Annotated in this window: 18 protein-coding genes, 1 rRNA gene and 1 pseudogene; 7 read left to right on the forward strand and 13 right to left on the reverse strand. The window is 38.4% G+C overall.

Going from position 1 to position 21,757, the window contains the following annotated elements; translation table 11 throughout:
* Positions 1-17: 17 nt before the first annotated feature.
* Positions 18-764: an alpha/beta hydrolase gene (locus tag ACFXN8_RS05430; RefSeq protein WP_376078202.1), complete on the reverse strand. Its 747-nt coding sequence runs from the start codon at positions 762-764 to the stop codon at positions 18-20.
* A 443-nt stretch (positions 765-1,207) separates the two neighbouring features.
* Entirely contained in the window at positions 1,208-1,435 is a 228-nt protein-coding gene (secG, locus tag ACFXN8_RS05435; RefSeq protein ID WP_376078199.1) for a preprotein translocase subunit SecG, read from the reverse strand.
* Between the two features lie 273 nt (positions 1,436-1,708).
* Here secG and ACFXN8_RS05440 point away from each other — a divergent pair, with 273 nt between their 5' ends.
* The 7 genes from ACFXN8_RS05440 to dltD all read left to right on the forward strand — a co-directional run bounded on the left by ACFXN8_RS05440 (position 1,709) and on the right by dltD (position 10,146).
* Positions 1,709-2,953, forward strand: coding sequence for a transglutaminase domain-containing protein (locus ACFXN8_RS05440; RefSeq protein ID WP_386843433.1), 1,245 nt, complete (start codon positions 1,709-1,711; stop codon positions 2,951-2,953).
* 327 nt (positions 2,954-3,280) lie between these two features.
* The gene (locus ACFXN8_RS05445; RefSeq protein ID WP_386843435.1) at positions 3,281-4,921 is read left to right on the forward strand and encodes an alkaline phosphatase; all 1,641 of its coding nucleotides are present in this window, start codon (positions 3,281-3,283) and stop codon (positions 4,919-4,921) included.
* Between the two features lie 958 nt (positions 4,922-5,879).
* Positions 5,880-6,017 (forward strand): teichoic acid D-Ala incorporation-associated protein DltX, encoded by a 138-nt coding sequence (locus tag ACFXN8_RS05450; protein ID WP_285397286.1) that lies wholly within the window; start codon positions 5,880-5,882, stop codon positions 6,015-6,017.
* Positions 6,018-6,035: 18 nt separating this feature from the next.
* The gene (gene dltA, locus ACFXN8_RS05455; RefSeq protein WP_386843437.1) at positions 6,036-7,508 is read left to right on the forward strand and encodes a D-alanine--poly(phosphoribitol) ligase subunit DltA; all 1,473 of its coding nucleotides are present in this window, start codon (positions 6,036-6,038) and stop codon (positions 7,506-7,508) included.
* The gene (dltB, locus tag ACFXN8_RS05460; RefSeq protein WP_386843439.1) at positions 7,505-8,668 is read left to right on the forward strand and encodes a D-alanyl-lipoteichoic acid biosynthesis protein DltB; all 1,164 of its coding nucleotides are present in this window, start codon (positions 7,505-7,507) and stop codon (positions 8,666-8,668) included. The genes dltA and dltB overlap by 4 nt, the downstream gene beginning before the upstream one ends.
* 72 nt (positions 8,669-8,740) lie before the next feature.
* Positions 8,741-8,974 carry a D-alanine--poly(phosphoribitol) ligase subunit 2 gene (gene dltC, locus ACFXN8_RS05465; protein ID WP_323648322.1) on the forward strand — a complete coding sequence of 78 codons (234 nt, stop codon included), beginning with the start codon at positions 8,741-8,743 and terminating at the stop codon, positions 8,972-8,974.
* A complete protein-coding gene (dltD, locus tag ACFXN8_RS05470; protein ID WP_386843442.1) occupies positions 8,971-10,146 on the forward strand; it encodes a D-alanyl-lipoteichoic acid biosynthesis protein DltD in 1,176 nt (391 codons plus the stop codon). Before dltC ends, dltD begins: the two co-directional genes overlap by 4 nt.
* 587 nt (positions 10,147-10,733) lie before the next feature.
* On the opposite strand, the pseudogene ACFXN8_RS05475 reads toward dltD, so the two are convergent.
* The 11 genes and pseudogenes from ACFXN8_RS05475 to rrf all read right to left on the reverse strand — a co-directional run bounded on the left by ACFXN8_RS05475 (position 10,734) and on the right by rrf (position 21,619).
* Positions 10,734-11,258: pseudogene (locus ACFXN8_RS05475) on the reverse strand (DinB family protein).
* A 79-nt stretch (positions 11,259-11,337) separates the two neighbouring features.
* Entirely contained in the window at positions 11,338-11,754 is a 417-nt protein-coding gene (locus ACFXN8_RS05480) for a GNAT family N-acetyltransferase (RefSeq protein WP_386843444.1), read from the reverse strand.
* 19 nt (positions 11,755-11,773) lie between these two features.
* Positions 11,774-12,295: a GNAT family N-acetyltransferase gene (locus ACFXN8_RS05485; protein ID WP_386843446.1), complete on the reverse strand. Its 522-nt coding sequence runs from the start codon at positions 12,293-12,295 to the stop codon at positions 11,774-11,776.
* Between the two features lie 296 nt (positions 12,296-12,591).
* Entirely contained in the window at positions 12,592-13,884 is a 1,293-nt protein-coding gene (gene eno / locus ACFXN8_RS05490) for a phosphopyruvate hydratase (RefSeq protein WP_376078170.1), read from the reverse strand.
* 2 nt (positions 13,885-13,886) lie between these two features.
* Complete coding sequence (gpmI, locus tag ACFXN8_RS05495) at positions 13,887-15,428, reverse strand: 2,3-bisphosphoglycerate-independent phosphoglycerate mutase (RefSeq protein WP_386843449.1); 1,542 nt, start codon at positions 15,426-15,428, stop codon at positions 13,887-13,889.
* Entirely contained in the window at positions 15,421-16,182 is a 762-nt protein-coding gene (gene tpiA, locus ACFXN8_RS05500) for a triose-phosphate isomerase (RefSeq protein ID WP_386843451.1), read from the reverse strand. The genes gpmI and tpiA overlap by 8 nt, the downstream gene beginning before the upstream one ends.
* A gap of 36 nt (positions 16,183-16,218) precedes the next feature.
* On the reverse strand, positions 16,219-17,403 hold the full coding sequence (locus tag ACFXN8_RS05505) for a phosphoglycerate kinase (RefSeq protein ID WP_386843453.1): 1,185 nt from the start codon (positions 17,401-17,403) through the stop codon (positions 16,219-16,221).
* 619 nt (positions 17,404-18,022) lie between these two features.
* Positions 18,023-19,039: a type I glyceraldehyde-3-phosphate dehydrogenase gene (gap, locus tag ACFXN8_RS05510; RefSeq protein WP_376078156.1), complete on the reverse strand. Its 1,017-nt coding sequence runs from the start codon at positions 19,037-19,039 to the stop codon at positions 18,023-18,025.
* Positions 19,040-19,164: 125 nt separating this feature from the next.
* Positions 19,165-20,196: a sugar-binding transcriptional regulator gene (locus tag ACFXN8_RS05515; RefSeq protein ID WP_386843456.1), complete on the reverse strand. Its 1,032-nt coding sequence runs from the start codon at positions 20,194-20,196 to the stop codon at positions 19,165-19,167.
* Between the two features lie 616 nt (positions 20,197-20,812).
* Positions 20,813-20,935, reverse strand: coding sequence for a hypothetical protein (locus ACFXN8_RS05520; RefSeq protein ID WP_263297453.1), 123 nt, complete (start codon positions 20,933-20,935; stop codon positions 20,813-20,815).
* A gap of 568 nt (positions 20,936-21,503) precedes the next feature.
* Positions 21,504-21,619: ribosomal RNA gene (rrf, locus tag ACFXN8_RS05525) — 5S ribosomal RNA — on the reverse strand.
* Positions 21,620-21,757 lie beyond the last annotated feature (138 nt).

Here is a 21,757-nt window from a genome sequence, read left to right on the forward strand (position 1 = left end):
AAATCCTAATTATATTTTTATTGTGCCCAATTTAGGCTTTCTAAAAAGCAATAAATATCTTCATGTAACTGATCTTTTTCTTGATCTAACGTAATAACATGCTTTGAGTTTTCATACCACTTGATTTGTTTTTCAAGTGACTCAGTTTGATTATATATAATGTTGGCAGATTCTGTCTCAATTACCTCATCATTTGTCGCTTGTACGACAAAAATTGGTGCATAAATCATGTCAATTTCCTGACGTGTCCGAGCAATAAACGCTCGCAACTCTTGTAGAGATGGCATGCCCTTCTCAGCAATTAACGCAACTTCAGCTTCGATTTGCTCCTCATCTTTACCTTGGAACTTTTTATAGTCCCTCGCATATTTCAGGACACCTTGAAACATAACATCTGTTGTACGCATCGTCATTGGGGCACACATTGTCACAATACCTTTAACTGGGTTATTCAGCGCAACGTTTAAAGCCATGACACCACCCAATGACAAGCCAGCAACCGCAATTTCCTGATAGCCCGCATCCTGTAACTGTTTGTACGCGGCTACGACATCCTGCCACCAATCAGCAGGACCTGTTGTAATGAGTTCCTCAGGTTCCACACCATGACCTTTATAATGAGGCGCTAATGTAGTATACCCTTTTTTCTCTAAAAATCTACCAAGCATGCGCACATCCGCCGAGCTTCCCGTAAATCCATGCAATAATAAAACTGCGCGAGGTCCTGCTTGAAAGAAAAAAGGCTGTGATAACGATTTTTTCATTGCGAGCTCTCCTTCATCCAAATACATACTATACCTATTATAGCCATACTGAAGCTTCCTCAAAAGCATTGGCGATTGTTACTTTTTTTATTAATTTGATGGGTCTTCTTGCATTTCGATGGTCTTTTTGGAATTTTTAGGATCCTATCCATCATTTTGGCTCTTCTATCCACGACTTCTGGGATTCTATCCACGATTTTGGCTCTTCTATCCACGACTTCTGGGATTCTAGGATTCTATCTATCACTTTAGCTTTTCCATCCGTCCATTTGAGATTCGCGGGTATTTACCTTCCTTGCGCGAGTATTCAGTTCGCTTCGCGAGTATTCGCCTTGCTCCGCGGGTGTTCACTTTACTGAACTAACTATGTATTGACGTCCAAATAATTAGTACCATAAAAGAAAACGCCCAACCAGTAAGGTTAGGCGATATATCTTCAACTATTAGATTTTTGTAATAGCAAGTGCTAAAACAAAGAATAATATTGCTAACACTATTGTTGTACGATGAAGGATTAGATCCATACCGCGTGCTTTTTGCTTTCCGAATAGTTGTTCAGCTCCACCCGAGATGGCACCTGACAAGCCTGCACTTTTACTAGATTGAAGTAATACTACAACGATCAACGCTATTGAAACGATAACTAATGAAACTAATACTACTGTATGCATTCACTGCACCTCCCGAACTTCGAACATCACAACATATCATATTATAACAAAAAAAGGTTCTCTTGACAAACCGAGATTAATAAATGGCCTTATTCGCCCTATATCGGTTAGTTTTCCCAAAATATAGCACACCACACTCCTTCCATATTACCCTATAATAGTAAAAGCGAGATCTTCACTAAAAAAGGAATATATCCGTTTTTATAAAGTCGGAACGGAAATCAACCCACGTTTTAGTGATGACCCAAAAATATAATAATAATGGGAGGAATTATGAAAAAGAGTATATTGCTGATTTTTTTACTTATTATTTTAAGCATGCTTAGCGCTTGCTCAGCTACTATCAAGGCCCTCGAAGTAGTATTACAAGACGAACTTGAATCAGATGAAGAAATCACTATAGACCCCAAGGAGCTTGCTAGTAAAGCCCCATCAGGTGAGTTTTCTACGGAAGATCTTTTTTCAACGACATTATTCAAGGAAGATCCTGCTATGCTGCAGTTTTCAAAAAAAGTCGAAAAACATATTTCAACTTTTGAGCCAAACTTTACAGTCAAGTATAGAGGAAAATTAGATTGGGATACATTTGAAGAACAAATAAATGATCTTTATAACATACTTAATTTTGTAAATCCATATACAACAGGCTATATCCAAGATTACAACTGGGAAGCATGGGAAGTAGATAATGGTTACGAGGTAGAGTTTGACTTTACATATATTTCAGATGCGAAAAAAGAAAAGAAAATTGACGCGTATGTTCAGGAATTTGCTAAGAAGTCTATTACCTCTGACATGGATGATTTTCATCGTGCTAAAACCGTTAATGACTTTGTCGTACAACTAGCCACTTATACTGATAAAGGTGATTCACAAGGACAATCGGTTTATGAATTAATTACTAATGAAACTGGTGTTTGTCAAGCTTATGCACTATTAGCCTATCGTTTATTTTTAGCAGCTGGTCTTGATGCTAAATATGTATATGGTTATAGTGATAATCAGCTTCACGCATGGAATTTAGTAAGTGTTAATGGCGATTGGTATCATATTGATACGACTTGGAATGATATCAATCCTATTGAACCTTACGCTATTTCCTACGCATATTTTTTAGTGAATGACGAGAAACTAAGTGAAGATCATATTTGGGCAAATGAAAACTATTTTGCTGCTACAAGCAATGCGTATGATTTCATGCATGATATGTGGTACACAGATACTGTTGGCAATGTTATTTATTATAATAACTTGAACGATAACATGGTATACGCCTATGACTTAGCAACAAAAAAAAATAGGCAAGTTACAGAAACAGCCTGCTACTACTTGGCGGCTTTTGACGATGCGATTTATTGCAGTGATTATGATAATGCCGGCTTTTTAACGAAAATATTTATAAACGATGGTTCAGAAGAAGTGTTATTAGAGGATGAGGTTCTAAACTTGTTTGTTGATGATAAAGGGGTTTTATTTTACGAAACCATTGACGGTGAAAAACATTCACAAACTTTATAGCCAATTCTAGAATCTGCAAGCTTCCATCAATCAATGGATAGTAAGCAGATTCTATTTTCCCCTTTAGTCGCTCATCACCAAAATGTGGGGTTGATTTCCATTCCGACTTGGCGCTTTCCTGGGAGGGCAACCGATGAGCCGCTTCGCTCCATGGTCTTATCTGTGACTGATTCCCCGAGAAGTCGCCCAGTCTCCACTCCAATCACCTAACTTTCAGTGATTAATCCTATATTTAACAACCCCCTCACAATTCATAACAATTAATTCATCCTAGCTTTACAACCTTCCTTTACACTTACTTGTGAATTGACCAAAAGGAGGAAAATCATGAAATACTCAAAAAAATGGAGTTCATTGTTGTTAGCAAGTGCTATTGCTTTATCGTCGATTAGTATCGCTCAGCCGCAAGTACAAGCAGCCCAAGTAAAGAAACCAACAAATGTGATTATGCTCGTGATGGATGGTAGTAGTAATAATGCCGTTACACTTTCTCGTTGGTACAAAGGGGAAAGCTTGGCGATGGATGAAATTTTATCAGGGGCAGTGCGTACATACTCTGCCGATTCAGCCATTACTGACTCAGCCCCTGCTGCTACTGCGTTAGCAACTGGTCATAAATCAAATGATAAATTTGTAGGTGTGTTACCAGCCGTTATTAATTCGCCAGGGCTAGAGCCAATTGCCAAAGAAGATGCCTATAGACCTGTAGCTAATGTGTTGGAAGGGGCTAAGCAACAAGGCAAGGCAACTGGACTAATTTCTACTTCGGAAATTCAGCATGCCACACCAGCTGGCTTTTCTGCACATGTGAAAAATAGAAGCCAATACGATGACATCGCTGAGCAGCAAGTTTATCAAAACATAGATGTCGTGTTAGGCGGTGGCTTAGAGTCTTTGGCACCGGGTACCACAAAAAATGCTCGTAAAGATGGCGAGCATTTAGTGGATGTCCTTGAAGAAAAAAATTATGACATTGTTAAGACGCGTGATGAGCTCCTTAATAGTAAAAAGTCAAAAATTTGGGGAAGCTTTGCTCCAAGTGACCTTGCCTACGATATAGATCGTGCTACAACAAGAGCATCTGAGCCTACACTCGCTGAGATGACAAGTAAAGCTATCGATACGCTTAAAAAGGATGAAGATGGCTTCTTCTTATTTGTAGAAGGCAGTAAGGTGGACTGGGCGGCTCACGCAAATGACACGATCGGCATAATTAGCGATATATTATCGTTTGATGCTGCAGTCAAAGAAGCCGTTGATTTCGCAAAAAAAGATGGCAATACAATGGTCATTGCTGTTACAGACCACGGCAATAGTGGGATTACAATGGGTAATGCCAACACCACAAGTACTTATCCCAACACACCTGTATCTGCCTATATCGCTCCTCTGAAGAAAGCTAAAATGACTATTGAAGGTGCGTTAAGCCAATTAAAAGAAGACAACTCAAATATAGTAGAAGTCGCTGCACTTTATGGATTAGATGATCTATCTGCGGACGAGCTTGCAACATTACAATTAGCTAAAGACCCCGGAGAAGAAATGGTGAAAATGCTTGCAAATCGCGCCAATATTGGTTATACAACTGGTGGGCACACGGGTGAGGATGTATTCTTATACTCATTCGGGCCATCTAAAATTACAGGCCTTGTCGAAAACACAGATTTAGCACATGCGATGGCAAAGTTTATGGGCTTCGATTTAAATAAGCTTACAGATGATTTATATATACCAGCAACAAAGGCTTTCACAGACAAAGGCTACACTTCTAAAATTGACTTAACCGATCAAGAAAACCCTAAATTTATTGCACAAAAAAAGGATGTAACCATTACAATCCCAGTTAATAAGAACATCGTCATATACAAACAAGACAAGACCGTAAAAACGCATACGTTTGACACAATCAATGTCTACAACGGCACTGAATTTTACGTTTCCAAAAAAGTGTTAAAGGTTCTCAAATAAAGTGAAACTTTAATCAGTGGGGATTTTCTTCATCCCCGCTGATTATTAGTCTTCACCAATCGGGCTTTTACGGGCAGTTTCTCTCTCTGTATTTTGAGGCGGGATACTTGTACCTCGCCGCTTCGCTTTTGGTACAGATTAATTACTGCCCGTTAATGCGGAATAAAGTGAAACGGGATTCTTATACCTGACGCTTCACTTTAGGTACAGATAAATTACTGCCCGTTAAAGCGGGATCACAATACGGGTGCTATCATAAGTTGAGATGATTAACTGGATGATGGCGCTTTTCTTTTTGCCCAAATATGTCTTGGCAACAGTCCTCGAAAGATTCTCGATTTCATCATCTGCTTCATATGTTTGCGGCTTCCTTTTTCGTTACCCCCTTTGCATCTCAACTTATTTTATACCGATATTTTTCATCAAATTTACTTTGATTTTACTTTCATACATTATGCTTAATAACGAAGTCAAAATGGTTAATAGGATATAGTGCCCCATGATTATTAGTTGAAAGAATCGGGCTTTTACGGGCAGTTACTCTCCCACCTAACTTCTTTGCTATTGCCGAATTTTGAGGTGGGCGTATTACTGCGGGATCAATTATCTCGAAGTTCTTTACAAAATTTAAGGATTTTTTAAGTACCAATAAAGCAGAAAAACAGCGATAATAAATATGGATTACGTTTAGAAAAATTCAAGTTGAGGTGATACAAAAAATCATTTTCTACCCTTTATAATAGCCATATTTTTCAAAACCTTAATTTTACCTTAAATTAATCTTATGATTTCATGAATAAATAGAAATTTAGCAACATTTCACTCTACAATCCGTCAAATCAGTGTTAAAAATTTAATTAATGTAAAAATAATTTAGAAAAAACTTGAAAAAATATCAATTTATTTAGTATATTTACAAAGTTACAATCTTTTTTCATTTTTAATTGGAGGTGGACTTATGCAATCCATTAAAAATAATGAGCTTTTTCGTTTTATAGGCTTTACGTTATTTTATTTCATCATTTTAGTGCTCTTGTTTCTTATTCATGGCTTCCATGATATGAACGCAGGACCGTTTATATATACGGAATTTTAAGAAAAGGAGATATAAACTATGTTAAGCACTTTAGCGGCTATTCAAAAAGTGGCACAACAGCATCCACATCGAACTGCCTATCAAACCGACAGTGAATCTTTAACGTTTGGTGAGCTTTGGCATCTTTCTGATTGTGTAGCACAATATTTAATGGCTCTTGATTTAAAAAGACAACAGCCTATCGTCGTCTACGGGCATATGTCACCTTTACAAATCGTTGCCTTTTTAGGTGCTGTAAAGGCGGGTCATCCGTACGTACCTGTGGACTCTTCTACACCGTCTGAAAGGTTACAGATTATTATAGAAGCTTCTCAGGCTTGCTTGCTACTAAAGACTGAAACGTTAAGCTCGAACCTAGCAGTCCCTGTAGTAGAAGTAAGTGATTTAGTGGCTCAAACTACTAGTATTTCGACAGAGCCTTCAACATGGGTTAAGGATCAAGAAATTTATTATATTATTTACACATCTGGTTCTACTGGTAAGCCAAAAGGTGTTCAAATTACAGCTGATAATTTAGCACATTTTGTTGCTTGGATGCATGAACATTTCCCTTTACAGGAATCTGGTGTGTTTCTAAATCAAGCGCCTTATTCCTTTGATTTATCTGTGATGGATTTATATCCTGCACTAGTTAGCGGGCAAACACTTTACGCGATTACGCAAGCGCAAATTGCTAATCCAAAAGCGTTATTTGAGTCATTAGCTTCATCTAATGTTCGCGTTTGGACTTCCACACCTTCCTTCGCGAAGATGTGTTTAATGAACAAGGAGTGGCATCAGGAGTTAATGCCTTCTCTAGATACATTTTTATTCTGCGGAGAAGTGTTACCCGTATCCGTAGCGACAGAATTAATGCAGCGCTTCCCTCAAGCATCTATTTTTAATTTATACGGTCCTACAGAAACAACCGTTGCCGTCTCTTATGTAGAAGTAACAAAGGAGCTTTTGGAGCAATTTGACCAATTACCAATCGCCCCTCTATCTGAGCCTAATCTATCCTTGTTAGAAGATAGCGAGATTATTATTTCTGGACCGACTGTAAGTGCAGGTTATCTTGGTGCGCCTGATTTAACACTTAAAGCGTTCCCTACAATAGGGGATCAACGTATTTATAAAACTGGAGACGTTGGTTATGAAAAAGATGGCTATTTGTTCTTCTCTGGACGAAAAGATTTCCAGGTAAAACTACACGGTTATCGTTTAGAAATCGAGGAAATTGAAAAACAAATGGGCAATCTTCCACCTGTATCTGGCTGTGTTGTTATACCTGTTTCAAAAGATGATGAGATTGTATCATTAAGTGCGTATATTGTTCTTCGCGAGCCATTGACGGACTCTGCCTTCAAAATGACGAAGCAGCTTAAAGCATTGTTATCGGAGTATTTACCGTCTTATATGATTCCGAAAACATTCAAATACATTGACACTTTACCTTTAAATACAAACGGTAAAGTTGATCGTAAAGGATTGGCGGTTATGGAAACAGTATGACGCCTTATGGAAATATAGTTTTTTTCATCATCATTGGTATTTTGTTACTGCCAACCATTATTTTAGGACTACGAGGGAAATCATCTAAAGGCTATAATATTGTTATTTCGATTGTCGTGTTAGCTCTTATTTTTGGTAACTCCCTTAATGGCTCCATTTCTCTTATACTGTTTACAGTATTTCAGTTATTATTAATTATCGTTTACCAAAAATATCGCTTACAGAAGAATAACACCTCTGTATTCGTCATTGCTGTACTATTGTCTATTTTGCCACTTGTGCTTGTAAAGGTTCTGCCAATACTTGGTCTTAAAAATTTATTTGGGTTCTTAGGGGTATCCTATATTACCTTTAAATCGGTACAAATGATTTTAGAAACGCGAGATGGTTTAATTAAGGATAAAATTTCAGCCGTTGAGCTTGCCTATTTCTTACTGTTCTTTCCAACAGTATCATCGGGACCTATTGATCGTTGGAGACGCTTTTATAAAGATATGCACACAGTGCCGTCTGGGCAAGACTATCAAAAACTGCTGTTAAGTGGGATCAATTATATATTTGTAGGTTTTTTATATAAATTTATTTTGGCTTATTTAATATACAATTACACACTTATTTATTTACCAGGCCAAACGTATAACTATTTGACACCTTTTCAAGGGCAAATAGCGTATATGTATATGTATAGTTTTTATTTATTTTTCGATTTTGCGGGTTATAGTGCGTTTGCCGTTGGTGTCAGTCGCATTATGGGTGTTCAAACGCCCATTAACTTTAACCGTCCATTCTCGAGTCGCAATATTAAAGACTTTTGGAATCGTTGGCATATGAGTCTTTCATTCTGGTTCAGAGATTATGTTTATATGCGCTTCGTGCTTTGGATGACTAAGAAAAAATGGATTAAAAACAAATATACAGTTTCTTATCTTGGCTTCTTTTTACTGTTCTTTTTAATGGGTATTTGGCACGGATTAGAATTGCACTATATTGTCTACGGTCTCTACCATGCCATGTTAATTATTTGCTTCGATAAATTTGAACGCTGGAATAAAAAACGCAAAATTTGGCCAAAAAATAAGTGGACTCATGCAATAAGCGTATTTATCACGTTTAATGCCATTTGCTTTGGTTTCTATATTTTTTCAGGAACATTATTTTAATCAACGGCTCTGTTCATGTTAATTGTTAATTTTATGAATAACACAGCCTAAACAATAAAGGAGATTTATAATATGGATAAACAACAAGTTTTAGAAATGCTAGTAGAATTATGCGAGGACGATATCATTTTAGAAAATCAAGATATCGATTTATTTGAAGAAGGTCTTCTTGATTCATTCGGTACCATTAATTTATTAGTGGAAATTGAAAACCGCTTTAATATCTCAGTACCAATTACTGATTTTAACCGTGAGGAATGGAACACGCCAAATCGTATTGTAGCGGAATTAGCTGAAAGACAATGATTAAGAAAGGCTTTCTATCATTATTAATTGCTTTTGTACTTTTTGCTGCCGTTGTGTTCTTCCCAAATTCTTGGATTAAAGCTTGGATTTCTGATGAAGAAGTAGAACAGGCAAAGACTAGTATGTCTCCGTTAGTGTTCCAAGGGATGTATTTCCAGGAGCGAATGTTGCAGGAGCCTAATACTATGCCTTTATATGGCTCCTCAGAATTAAATCGTTTTGATCCTTTCCACCCTTATAATTATACTCGAGCTACAAATGCTCCGTATACGACATTTATGGTCGGGCGTGGTGGAATGCAGTCTATTACACACTTTTTAAATTTTGCTGCACAGGAAGAGAATTTAAAGGATAAGAAAATTGTCTTCATCATTTCCCCTCAATGGTTTACGAAAAAGGGCATGAATGAATTACATTTTTCTCCAAACTATTCGATGTTGCATGCATATGATTTAGCATACAACAAGGACATTGACGAAGATCTTCGAAATCGAGGAATGAAACGCCTTCTTGAATTCGATACTGTCAATCGCGATGAACTGCTAAAAACAATTTATGAATATAAATTATCTGGTGGTAAAGAAAAACCAATCACTGGACGACTTGCAATGATGGCAGGCCATGTCCAAAAGGCACTTTTAGAGAAAAAAGATTTATATTACTCGCTCTTCCCTCGAGAAGGAAGTAACTTAAAAAGCAATGACAAACTAGTTGCCGACCAAACATTTGAGCAACAATTGCAAAATGCCGAGAAATATGGCGAGAAACGTGTATCCAATGAATTAATGATTGAAAACAAGTTTTATAAACGCCTTAAAAACGCTAATATTAAAAAGTTTAAAGGCATGCGAAAAAACGAAGATTATACAACTTCACCTGAATATGAGGATTTACAGCTAGTCATTGATGTTTTAAAGGATGCTGGTGCAAAGCCACTATTTGTTTCTATTCCAGTAAATGGTCATTGGTATGACTACACGGAATATCCTGAAGAACGTCGAGAAAAATATTACGAAAAAATGGGGCAGATCTTGACTGATAATGGTGTTCCATATGTTGATTTCTCAAGCCATGACTATGATCCTTATTTCATTATGGATACGATTCATATCGCATGGAAGGGCTGGGTCTATCTAGATCAAGAGCTAGACAAATACTGGGCACAGAAATAAATCGTTTAACGAACGAAGAGACAGTCTAAAGTGTTACTCACTTTAGGCTGTCTCTCTTTTTTATGTGGATTATCTTTGAGGGCAAATGCAATGTTTAGTGCTCATTTTCGAAAAAAGAAATAAAGGTGTCATATATTGATTAAAGTATGTCTCTTCGGCAAAACGAGGGGGTTGATTTCCGTTCCGACTGGGCGCTTTGTAGCTGCCGCTTTGCTTTCGCTACAGAAAACATTTGTTGCTGACGCTTCGCTTTCGCACAGAGCAAAGCTTCCTGGGGCGTCCGTTGAGCCGCTTTTGTTGTTGCTGTCGCTACGCTTTCGCACAGAAAACATCCGCTACGCTGCAGGGTCTCGGGCCAACACGATGTTGGTCACGAAGGCGTTATCACAGGATGTGATGGTTTTAGCCTTCGTTCCTCTATTGCTAATCCCCAAGGAGTCGCCCAGTCTCCACTCCAATCAACCATTTCACATAGCATGTATCTTCTAGCACATCACCCAAATTTATAGCGATAAAACGTAGGATGCGAGTAACCTGTAACGGAAATCACCCCCACATTATGCAATGAATCCTTAATTTCCCGCACTTCAATTCTTTTTTAATATACCTAAGTATTCACTCCACGGCCCGACATCTGTTGAGTATCGATTGGCCATTACCCGAACAATTTGAGCTATATGTGTTAAATCATGAACAATCCACGTAGACAGTAATTCCTTTACTTTCACTACACCAAAATCAGGATGGTACCCTTTCCATTCTAGATGCAAAGGCAAAAGTCGAGTCTGAAGCTTGTTTATATTTAAAGCTCTAATCTCTTTAAAGTCCAATAATGCTTGTTTAGTAGAATCTTTATTCTCTTTGTGTAAGTGAGCATATCGATCAAATGAAGGAAATGCCTTACCTTCACCTTCCTTAAGGATAAATTCTAACCGTGGCATCCAGTTATTTTTCTCTCCCTCAATCAGATGGTCTATCACTTCACGAGCATTTCATGTTCCTTCCCCTTCATTGCATTGCAGCCATCCATCTGATAATCCAGTCAAAAAATGCTCCAAGGTTTGTGGTGTACGCTCCAGAATTTCAATAGCTTCCTTCATATTAAAATTCATGCTCCTGCCCCCCTTCTTCGTTACAAATGAACTCGAAGCCCCTCTTGTTTGAAGGTTATTTCAAGACCTTCTTAATCCGTTATTCATATATCATAACCCAATATTTTTCCTTTTCTCCTTCTTCATTTACCTTCTTCCAACCATTCTTCTCATAAAATTTCAACGCTTTATGATTTTCGGATACACATTTTAATCTTAACGGTTTGTTCATTTTTTTAATGGAGGCATTTAGCAAGTGACCCCCTACACCTTTACCTAAGAAATTTGGATGAATAAATAAATTATGAATGAAGTTATCTGGCAAGTATAATGAAACAAATCCAAGTAAATGATTATCCTCTTCCGCTACAATTACATGCTCCCCTATTGTATCTTTATCAAAATCGTCTAAAGCCATTTCTTCTAAAGCCGCCCAATGGAAATTTTTACGCCGTGATTCCAGATAGATTATTCTTAATTCTGGGTAATCTAATTCATTCGCTTCTCTAATATTCACATGCTCACCTTTGCTTTCATCATAATTTTAAGTGATTATTAAATGAAAAAAATCTAAGTTCTTCAGCATCGTTGGAGAATTGGACTAATCCTTCAAACTTCAAGCCTATTTTTTCGAGTACCTTGGCTGAAGCATGATTATCTTGAGTTGTGATAGCTACAATACGATTTAGTCCTAGTGTATCTAGACCATATGCCAATGTCGCTGATGCTGCTTCATAGGCGTATCCTTTTCCCCAATACTTAGGAAGAAAAGCGAAGCCAATATCCACATCTTCTAGCGACTCTCTTTTAACAAAACCACAAATTCCGACCGGGCTTTGATCTTCTTTTCTTTCAACTAAATAAAAACAAAAGCCAAATTGCTCATACATGTGCATTGGTCCATTCACTATATATTCACGCGCATCCTCTACTGTTCTCACACCGCGATCACCAATGAATTCTAGCCATGAAGGATCATTCACTAGCTCAAGGATAAAATCTGCATCATCTGTTGTTTGTAAGCGAAGGGTAAGTCGTTCTGTTTCAAGAATTTTCATCATAATTCTCCTTTCAATATTGTATTCTCCATTTCCTAAGCTTTTTCCTATATGTAATGTATGTTTTACTAATGAATTAAATATATAATAACGGACTAACTATTGCACTTGCATAGCCTTTCCTCTGTTCTTTTGGAGACCTGAGCACCTTGCCTTCCTACCTGATCACTTCTCGCGGGGACCCGAGCATTTTGCCAAAAGCTGCCCTCAATAATCCGCCCAAGCAATAAAAAAAATCGCCTCAAAAGTATAGAAATACCTTTGAGGCGATACCAGTGAAGCTACTAAGGAATAGCTTATTTTAAATTATAGAAAGAATTTAGACCAAGATACTCAGCTGTTGCACCAAGTTGATCTTCAATGCGAAGAAGTTGGTTGTATTTAGCTACGCGATCTGTACGTGATGGAGCACCTGTTTTAATTTGACCAGCGTTCGTTGCAACTGCGATATCAGCAATTGTTGCATCCTCTGATTCACCAGAACGGTGTGAGATAACTGCTGTGTAACCAGCGCGTTTTGCCATTTCGATCGCTTCAAATGTTTCTGTTAACGTACCGATTTGGTTTACTTTGATAAGGATTGCATTACCAACACCTTGCTCAATACCAGCCGCTAATTTTTTCGTATTTGTTACGAATAGATCGTCGCCTACTAATTGTACGCGAGCGCCAATGCGATCTGTTAATAATTTGTGTCCAGCCCAGTCGTTTTCGTCTAAGCCATCTTCAATTGAGATGATTGGGTATTTAGCAGTTAATTCCTCGTACCAGTCAACCATTTCTTCAGAAGTTTTGACAACACCTTCACCGTCTAAGTGATATTTGCCATCTTCTTTATTGAATAATTCAGATGACGCAACGTCCATTGCAAGTTTCACTTCTTCACCTGGTTTATAGCCAGCTTTTTCGATTGCTTCTAAAATTACAGTAATGGCCTCTTCGTTAGAACCAAGGTTTGGTGCGAAACCACCTTCGTCACCTACAGCTGTATTATAGCCTTTCGCTTTAAGTACTGCTTTTAAGTTGTGGAAGATTTCAGCACCCATACGTAGTGCATGACGGAATGACTCTGCTCCTACAGGCATTACCATGAATTCTTGAATGTCTACGTTGTTGTCAGCGTGAGCGCCACCATTTATGATGTTCATCATTGGTACTGGTAGTTGTTTTGAATTAAATCCACCAAGATATTGATAAAGAGGTACATCTAAGTAATCTGCCGCAGCATGCGCAACTGCCATTGATACACCTAGAATGGCGTTGGCACCCAGTTTACCTTTGTTTTCTGTGCCATCTAGCTCGATTAAAGCTTTGTCGATGACTACTTGATCAAGAACTGAGTAGTTACCTTCAAGCTCTTGAGCAATAATTGTGTTTACATTTTCAACTGCTTTTAATACACCTTTGCCTAGGTAACGAGATTTGTCACCGTCGCGTAATTCTACTGCCTCATATTCACCTGTAGATGCACCTGATGGTACGATTGAACGTCCAAAAGCGCCTGATTCTGTAAATACTTCAACTTCTACTGTTGGGTTCCCACGTGAGTCTAAAACTTCGCGCGCATAAATTTGTGTAATAAATGGCATAATTAATTCTCCTCTTTTTCAATTAATGATTTACCTGTCATTTCAGAAGGTTGTGACACCTCTAATAATTCTAACATGGTTGGCGCCAAATCGGCTAAAATGCCACCATTTCTTAACAATAAATTCGGTTTTGTTACAATTACTGGAACAGGATTTGTTGTATGAGCTGTCATTGGAGCCCCTTCTAAAGTAAGAACTTCATCAGAGTTACCATGGTCAGCTGTTATAATAGCTGCGCCACCTTTTGCAAGGAGTGCATCTACTACTTTACCAAGACATTCATCGACTGTTTCAATAGCCTTGATAGTTGGCTCTAATATTCCGCTATGCCCAACCATATCAGGGTTAGCGAAATTAAGAATAATACCATCAAATTTATCGGCCGCAATCTCTGCAAGTAATGCTTCTGTTACTTCATAAGCACTCATTTCAGGTTGTAAATCGTATGTTGCAACCTTTGGAGATGCAATTAAAATACGCTCTTCCCCTTCAAATTTCTCCTCACGACCACCACTCATAAAGAATGTAACATGCGGATACTTTTCTGTTTCTGCAATACGAAGCTGTGTTTTGCCATTAGAAGCTAACACTTCACCAATCGTATTTTTCAAGTTGTCGTTTGCATATGCAACTTGCGCATTGACTTCATCACTGTAGTGTGTAAATGACACAAATTTCAAATTCTTAGGCTGTTTAGCTGATAATGCAAAGCCATCAAATTCATTATTTGTAAACACTTTCGACAGCTGAATTGCACGGTCAGGGCGGAAGTTGAAGAAAATAACAGCGTCATTATCGTCTATTGTTGCCACCGCTTCTCCATGCTCTTGAACGCTAAATGGAATAACAAACTCATCTGTTACATCACGCTCATATGATTCAGCTACACCACTTGCTGCGCTATCAGCTGTTTGACCAACACCATCTACTAGTACATTGTACGTAAGGGCTACACGATCCCAGCGTTTATCACGATCCATTGCATAATAACGGCCATGAATAGAAGCGAATTGACCTACGCCAATGTCCTTCATTTGTTTTTCAGTTTCTTCAATATAGCCTAAAGCTGTTGTCGGTCCAACATCACGACCATCTAAGAAGCCATGTACAAAGACTTCATCTAAGCCTTGTTGTTTTGCAAGCTTTAATAGTGCAAACATATGCTCATAATGGCTATGTACGCCACCATCTGACAGTAAGCCCATAATATGAAGCTTCGATTGATGAGCCTTAGCATGTGCTATTGCATCTAAAAATGCTTTATTCGTAAAGAAATCTCCTTCACGAATAGATTTGTTTAAGCGTGTTAAGCTTTGATAAACAATACGTCCAGCACCGATATTTAAGTGTCCAACTTCAGAGTTCCCCATTTGTCCATCTGGTAACCCCACGGCTTCACCTGCTGCAATTAATGTTGAGTGCGGGAACTCATTCCATAAACGATCGAAGTTAGGTTTGTTTGCTTGGGCTACTGCATTTCCGAAAGTTTCGTCGCGAAATGCAAAGCCATCTAGAATAATTAATGCTACTGGCTTTTTAGGCATTTGCTGCCGCCTCCAATAATTTTAAAAATGATTCTGGTTGTAAACTTGCTCCACCGACTAAAGCGCCATCGATATGCTCTTTTGATAATAATTCCTGAATGTTCTCAGGTTTTACGCTACCACCATATTGAATACGTATAGCAGCGGCCGTTTCATCGTTATATAATTCCTTCACTACTGCACGAATTGCTCCGCATACTTGGTTAGCATCTTCTGCTGTAGCTGTTTTACCTGTACCGATTGCCCAAATAGGTTCATAGGCGATCACCATATGCTCCACTTCTTGTGCCCCAAATCCAGCAAGTGCTGCTGTAATTTGATGAGCAACCTTTTGCTCAGTAGTCCCCGCTTCACGTTCCTCAAGCGTTTCTCCACAGCAAATAATTGGTACGATATTATGCGCTAGTGCTGCAGCAACCTTTTTATTGATGGCTTCATCTGTTTCGTTATAATATTCACGTCGTTCAGAATGTCCTAAAATAACATAGTCCACTTCCACACTTGCTAACTGAGCTGGACTAATTTCTCCAGTAAATGCACCTTCGTTTTCATAGTGCATCGTTTGTGCACCAATGGCTAACTCAGATTCACTCGCAACTTGCACAAGCGTAGGTAAATAAAGTGCTGGTGCACAAACAACAGCGTCTACTTTATCGTTTGAAGGAAGTTTGTCCTGTACCGCATCGACAAACTGAACAGCCTCTTCAAATGTTTTATACATTTTCCAGTTACCTGCAATAATTGGTTTACGCATCGTTATTGCCTCCTATGTTTTTTAAACATTAATGTTTTACTTATCGTTTAATGCCACAATTCCAGGAAGCTCTTTGCCTTCCATTAATTCAAGTGATGCACCGCCACCTGTAGAAATATGGTTCATTTTATCGGCAACTTCAAATTTTTCTACTGCTGCTGCAGAATCCCCGCCACCGATCACTGTATAACCAGTTGTTATTGCCATAGCTTCAGCTACAGTTTTTGTACCATTCGCGAATTTATCCATTTCAAAGACACCCATTGGTCCATTCCAAATGATTAATTTAGAATCTTTAATAACCTCTGCATAGTTAGCAGCTGTTTTCGGACCAATATCTAAGCCCATCCAATCCGCTGGAATAGCATCTACATCTACAATATTAGTTTCTGCATCTTTTGAAAATTCATTTGCGACAACTGCATCGATTGGCATATGTAATTGCACGCCTTTTGCTTTTGCTTTTTCAATAAAAGATTTTGCTAAGTCGATTTTATCTTCCTCTAATAAAGATTTACCGATATCATAGCCTTGCGCTTTAATGAATGTGAATGATAAACCGCCACCGATAATTAAGTGGTCCACTTTTTCTAATAAGCTTTCAATAACACCAATTTTGTCTTTAACTTTGGCACCACCGATAATGGCTGTAAATGGATGCTCCGGCTTAGATAAAGCTTTACCTAGCACATCTAATTCCTTTTGCATAAGGAAACCAGATACTGCTGGTACATGCTTAGCAATTCCTTCAGTTGACGCGTGTGCACGGTGAGCTGCGCCGAATGCATCATTAACATAAACGTCTGCTAATTTTGCAAATTGCTCTGCTAATGCAGCATCATTTTTCTCTTCGCCAGCTTGGAAGCGTACATTTTCAAGTAAAATAATGGCACCATTTTGCATGTTTGCAACAGCTTCTTCTACCTCTTGACCAATTGACTCATCTAATTTTGTAACAGGCTTGCCTATTAATTCAGCTAAACGTACACCGACTGCAGTTAAGCGCATATCCTCTTTTACTTCACCCTTTGGACGTCCTAAGTGAGAGGCTAAAATAACTTTGGCACCTTGCTCCACTAAATATTCAATTGTAGGGATTGCTGCTCGAATACGTGTTTCGTCAGTAATCGCACCATCTGCCATTGGTACATTAAAATCGACACGTACAAATACGCGCTTCCCTTTTACATCAATATCTTTCATCGTCTTCTTATTTAACATGAAGAAACCCCCTTCAAAGTTTTAGTCGTGAACTTCCTGGATTCACCCATCTTGGCTCCTCACATCATTCACGCAACTGTTTTATTGGTCCATCACACATAGAGTTATAACAAGCCTTTTCAGCTAGTATCATCCAAACTTTTAATGAAATACCCTTTATCTGACTTATCACCAAAAGTTAGAAATAACATTTGTTAAAACGCATACCATGTATACGAGTTGATTGTAGTGGTGACTGGGCACTGCTGAGATCAGCGTCACAGATGAGGCCCTGCAACGCAAGCGAAGCGGCTCATCGGACGCCCCCAGGAAGCTCTGCTCTGCGCGAAAGCGAAGCGTCAGCGGCAAAGCGCTCAGTCGGAACGGAAATCAACCCACGCTATGGAGAAATACCCTTTACTTGCCTTTATAGTAGCAAAAGTCACGTTCTATGTCTTGCAATTGTATAATCAGACACGTGTCTGCCTTATATTACGTATAAAAAAGGAGTAAGGGTAAATTTCCCTTACTCCTTTACCCTTGTATATTATATCTTCTAGATATTATAAAGGCTATACTTTTTGTGCGTAAAAAGCAGTATTATGTCACACTTTTTACTTTAATTATCGAATTATGACACTTATTTATTGTCTAATCCTTTTTCTGCGATATATAAAGCTAAGTCCATTAAACGAGTAGAGTAACCAATTTCGTTATCATACCACGCTAGAACCTTTACCATACTATTTTCTAATACCATTGTAGAAAGACCATCTACAGTTGAAGAGTTATGGTTACCATTGTAGTCAATTGACACTAATGGTAGCTCGTTGTATCCTAAAATACCTTTAAGCTCTTTTTCTGAAGCTTCTTTTAATGCAGCATTAATGGATTCTTTTGTTACTTCTGATTTTAGCTCCACTACTAAGTCAACACATGAAACGTTTGGTGTTGGTACACGCATAGAGAAGCCATCTAATTTACCTTTTAATTGAGGTAATACTTTTGAAACTGCTACTGCTGCCCCTGTTGTTGTTGGAATCATTGACACTGCACCAGCACGTGCGCGACGTGGATCAGAGTGCGGGAAGTCAAGGATACGTTGATCGTTTGTATATGAGTGAATTGTCGTCATCATGCCACGTTCAATACCAAATTTTTCATCAAGTATTTTTGCAACTGGCGCTAGACAGTTTGTTGTACAAGAAGCGTTTGAGATAACATCATCTGTTTCAGGGTTATAATCCTCATGGTTAACACCCATTACAAACGTTGGCATTTCGCCCTTCGCTGGAGCCGAAAGGATAGCTTTTTTTGCACCTGCTTGAACATGTTTGCCTACTTCTTCCATCGAGCGGAATCTACCTGTACATTCAAGTACTACATCAACACCTAGGTCACCCCAAGGTAAATTAGCAGGATCTTTTTCTGCATAAACGTTGATTTTTTTTCCATTTACTACGAAAGAATCACCTTCTGCATAAACATCAGCATCGTAGATACCGTGTACTGAATCATAAGTTAATAAGTGTGCAAGCTGACCTGCATCTGTTAGGTCATTTACTGCAACCACTTCGATTTCATCGTGCTTCATAGCTTCACGAAATACTAATCGTCCAATACGTCCAAATCCGTTAATCGCTAATTTTAATGCCATTGTCAATTCCTCCAATATTGTTTAAATAATTTATTTTTGCCTCGGACATTTATAATATCCGCAATTGGCTTTATTCTCATTCAAGGGGTTTGTAGCACCCGCTGAAATACGATTTACATAGTCATTTATAAAGAAGATAAACCTTCCGCGATAGCTTTTGCGGCTACCTCATCCGTTATAAAAATGGTTTGCTTTGGTGCTACCTTAAAGTACGATAGCATTGCCTTCACTTTTTGTTTACCAGCAGCAACTGCAATGACTTGCTTACTTCTTTGAACTTGTTCAAACTGAATACCGATTGTTCGAATTCGATGTACAATTTCGCCTTTTGCATTGAAATAATAGCCAAATGCTTCACTAACTGCACCCTTTTCTTCGAGTATCCGTAAATCTTCAGGCGATGAATTACGACGAACAGCCATTTCCTCCGCCGACCCAATACCATGGATGACACAATCTGCATGATCATAATAATTCATCATTTCAGTTACCATTGGCTCTGCTAACATTGCTTGATAGGCCTGCTCACTTAAATGCTCCGGTAAAAACAAAGTGCGATACTGTGCATTCATTTGCATGGCAAATGTTGAGACAAGTGTATTGGCTTGCATTTGCATTTCATGTCCAATACCTCCACGAGCAGCAACAAATGTGATGTTACGTGTATCAGCTGGATGTAAAAATTGCGCGAGTGATGCAACCGACTTTCCGCCTGTAACAGCTACTGTTTGACCATCAAAGCTAGTTGACATAAATTGTTGTGCTGCCTCTTTTCCAAGCAATGTTAATATCGTATCGTCTTCATTGTAATCACCTGGAACAATAATTACATGCTGGAAGCCGAAATGGTTTTTCAATGATTTAGCTAGCTGAGTAAGACCAGACCATTCATAGACTAGTGCTCGTAGCTTATCAATAACTACTTCACCTTCGTCTGTACATACCATACCCGACTTTTGAGAATCTAATAACCCTTGCTCGCGTAAAATATCTGTTTCTTTACGAATTTCTCGTTCAGTCATTTTAAGTGAATCTGCAAGTGTACGACGCCCAATTGGCTGCATAAGTTGAACTGTTTGCAAAATACGATATCTCGATTGTAGAAGCGGATACATTTCTGGAAGTAGCCTTTGCTGTGCCTCAGGTACAGATAACATATTTATCTACTCCCTTTTAAATAGTTGCGGGTTGCATTTCGTCCCACTACTTAAAATTATGTCCCACTTACAATTTTATTATAATACGCTTTAAAATAAAGAGCAAGTAAATGCTATGTTTTGGCATTGAAAATTATTTTAAGCATAGTGCCCTAATTACGCCCTGTATTGGGATTCATTAGAATGTTGATTTCTTTAATAGTCCTTCGACACAACGAGAGATTGATTTCCGTTCCGACTGGGCGCTTTCCTAGGGGCGTCCGATGAGCCGCTTCACTCGCGTTGCTCGCTCCAGAGTCTCGGGCCAACAGATGTTTTTTGCGCGAAAGCGAAGCGGCAGCAACAGATGTTTTTTGTGCGAAAGCGAAGCGACAGCAACAGATGTTTTTTGTGCGAAAGCGCAGCGACAGCAACAGATATTTTCTGCGCAAAAACGAAGTGTTAGCTGCAACATAAGCGGATTGAAGCTCGCACACAAGAAATCAAGGGACCTGAAACGATTATTATCCTCATTTAAAACGCCACAACATGCACAAAGATTTCCTTAATTATTTTGTTTTCCAACATAATGAAAAACTCGTAGCCAATTCGACATGGCTACGAGTTTTTAGTTAGCTTATTTTGTGAAAGATAAAATTGCGTTTTTCTTAAATCCGCCTAAAGCTTTTGTTGCTTCATTTTTATTTGTATATTCAAAAATACGAACGTCCTTTTTCTCAAATACTGTAATAACCCACATTGTAAAATCTCCCTTCAACTATACGTTTTTGTAATATAACAACCACTAAAAATGTGATATTTTTGATAAACTGTTTTATAACAACCTCTTACTGATTCCTATTCTACTCCTTTTTTTAAAAAAATAAAGCATAATGTGAAGGTCTTCACAAACTGTTCAAATTCTAAACGCTTTCATTGAACAATTTGTGAATTGTGGTTATTACCGCTAAAAATTTGGGTAAAGTACAAATCCCTCTACTTCTTACGCCACTACGAATCCACTTTTCATCGCCTGATACTGCGGACGATCAAAAACTTCATCTCTCGCTTGGTCAATAAAAATGTCATGTTCTTCAATCTTTAGGTCCTTGGCCTTCGTCAGCTAGTGCTCAATAGTTTACTCTGTTGTCGAAACGTATGCCATATTTCTTAGCTATGGCTTTTTAAGATTCAGATTTCTCATTTCTCTAGCTTCGACTAGATAATTGGCAGGAACCATAACTATTTTTATAGTATTGTTTGGGTTAATATTTACTAAAAATTGAAAATAAAAAAAGCCGAGGAAAATATCCTCGACTTTTCTAGGTGCCTAGCGACGTCCTACTCTCACAGGGGGAAGCCCCCAACTACCATCGGCGCTAAAGAGCTTAACTTCCGTGTTCGGTATGGGAACGGGTGTGACCTCTTTGCCATCATCACTAGACTATTGAAAGAAATGTTATTCTTTCAAAACTGGATAAACGGTTCATTGAATGTTTCAAACATTTTGGTTAAGTCCTCGATCGATTAGTATTCGTCAGCTCCATGTGTCACCACACTTCCACCTCGAACCTATCTACCT

Origin of the sequence: Lysinibacillus sp. NPDC059133, assembly GCF_042755925.1 — a bacterium.
Taxonomy (GTDB): domain Bacteria; phylum Bacillota; class Bacilli; order Bacillales_A; family Planococcaceae; genus Lysinibacillus.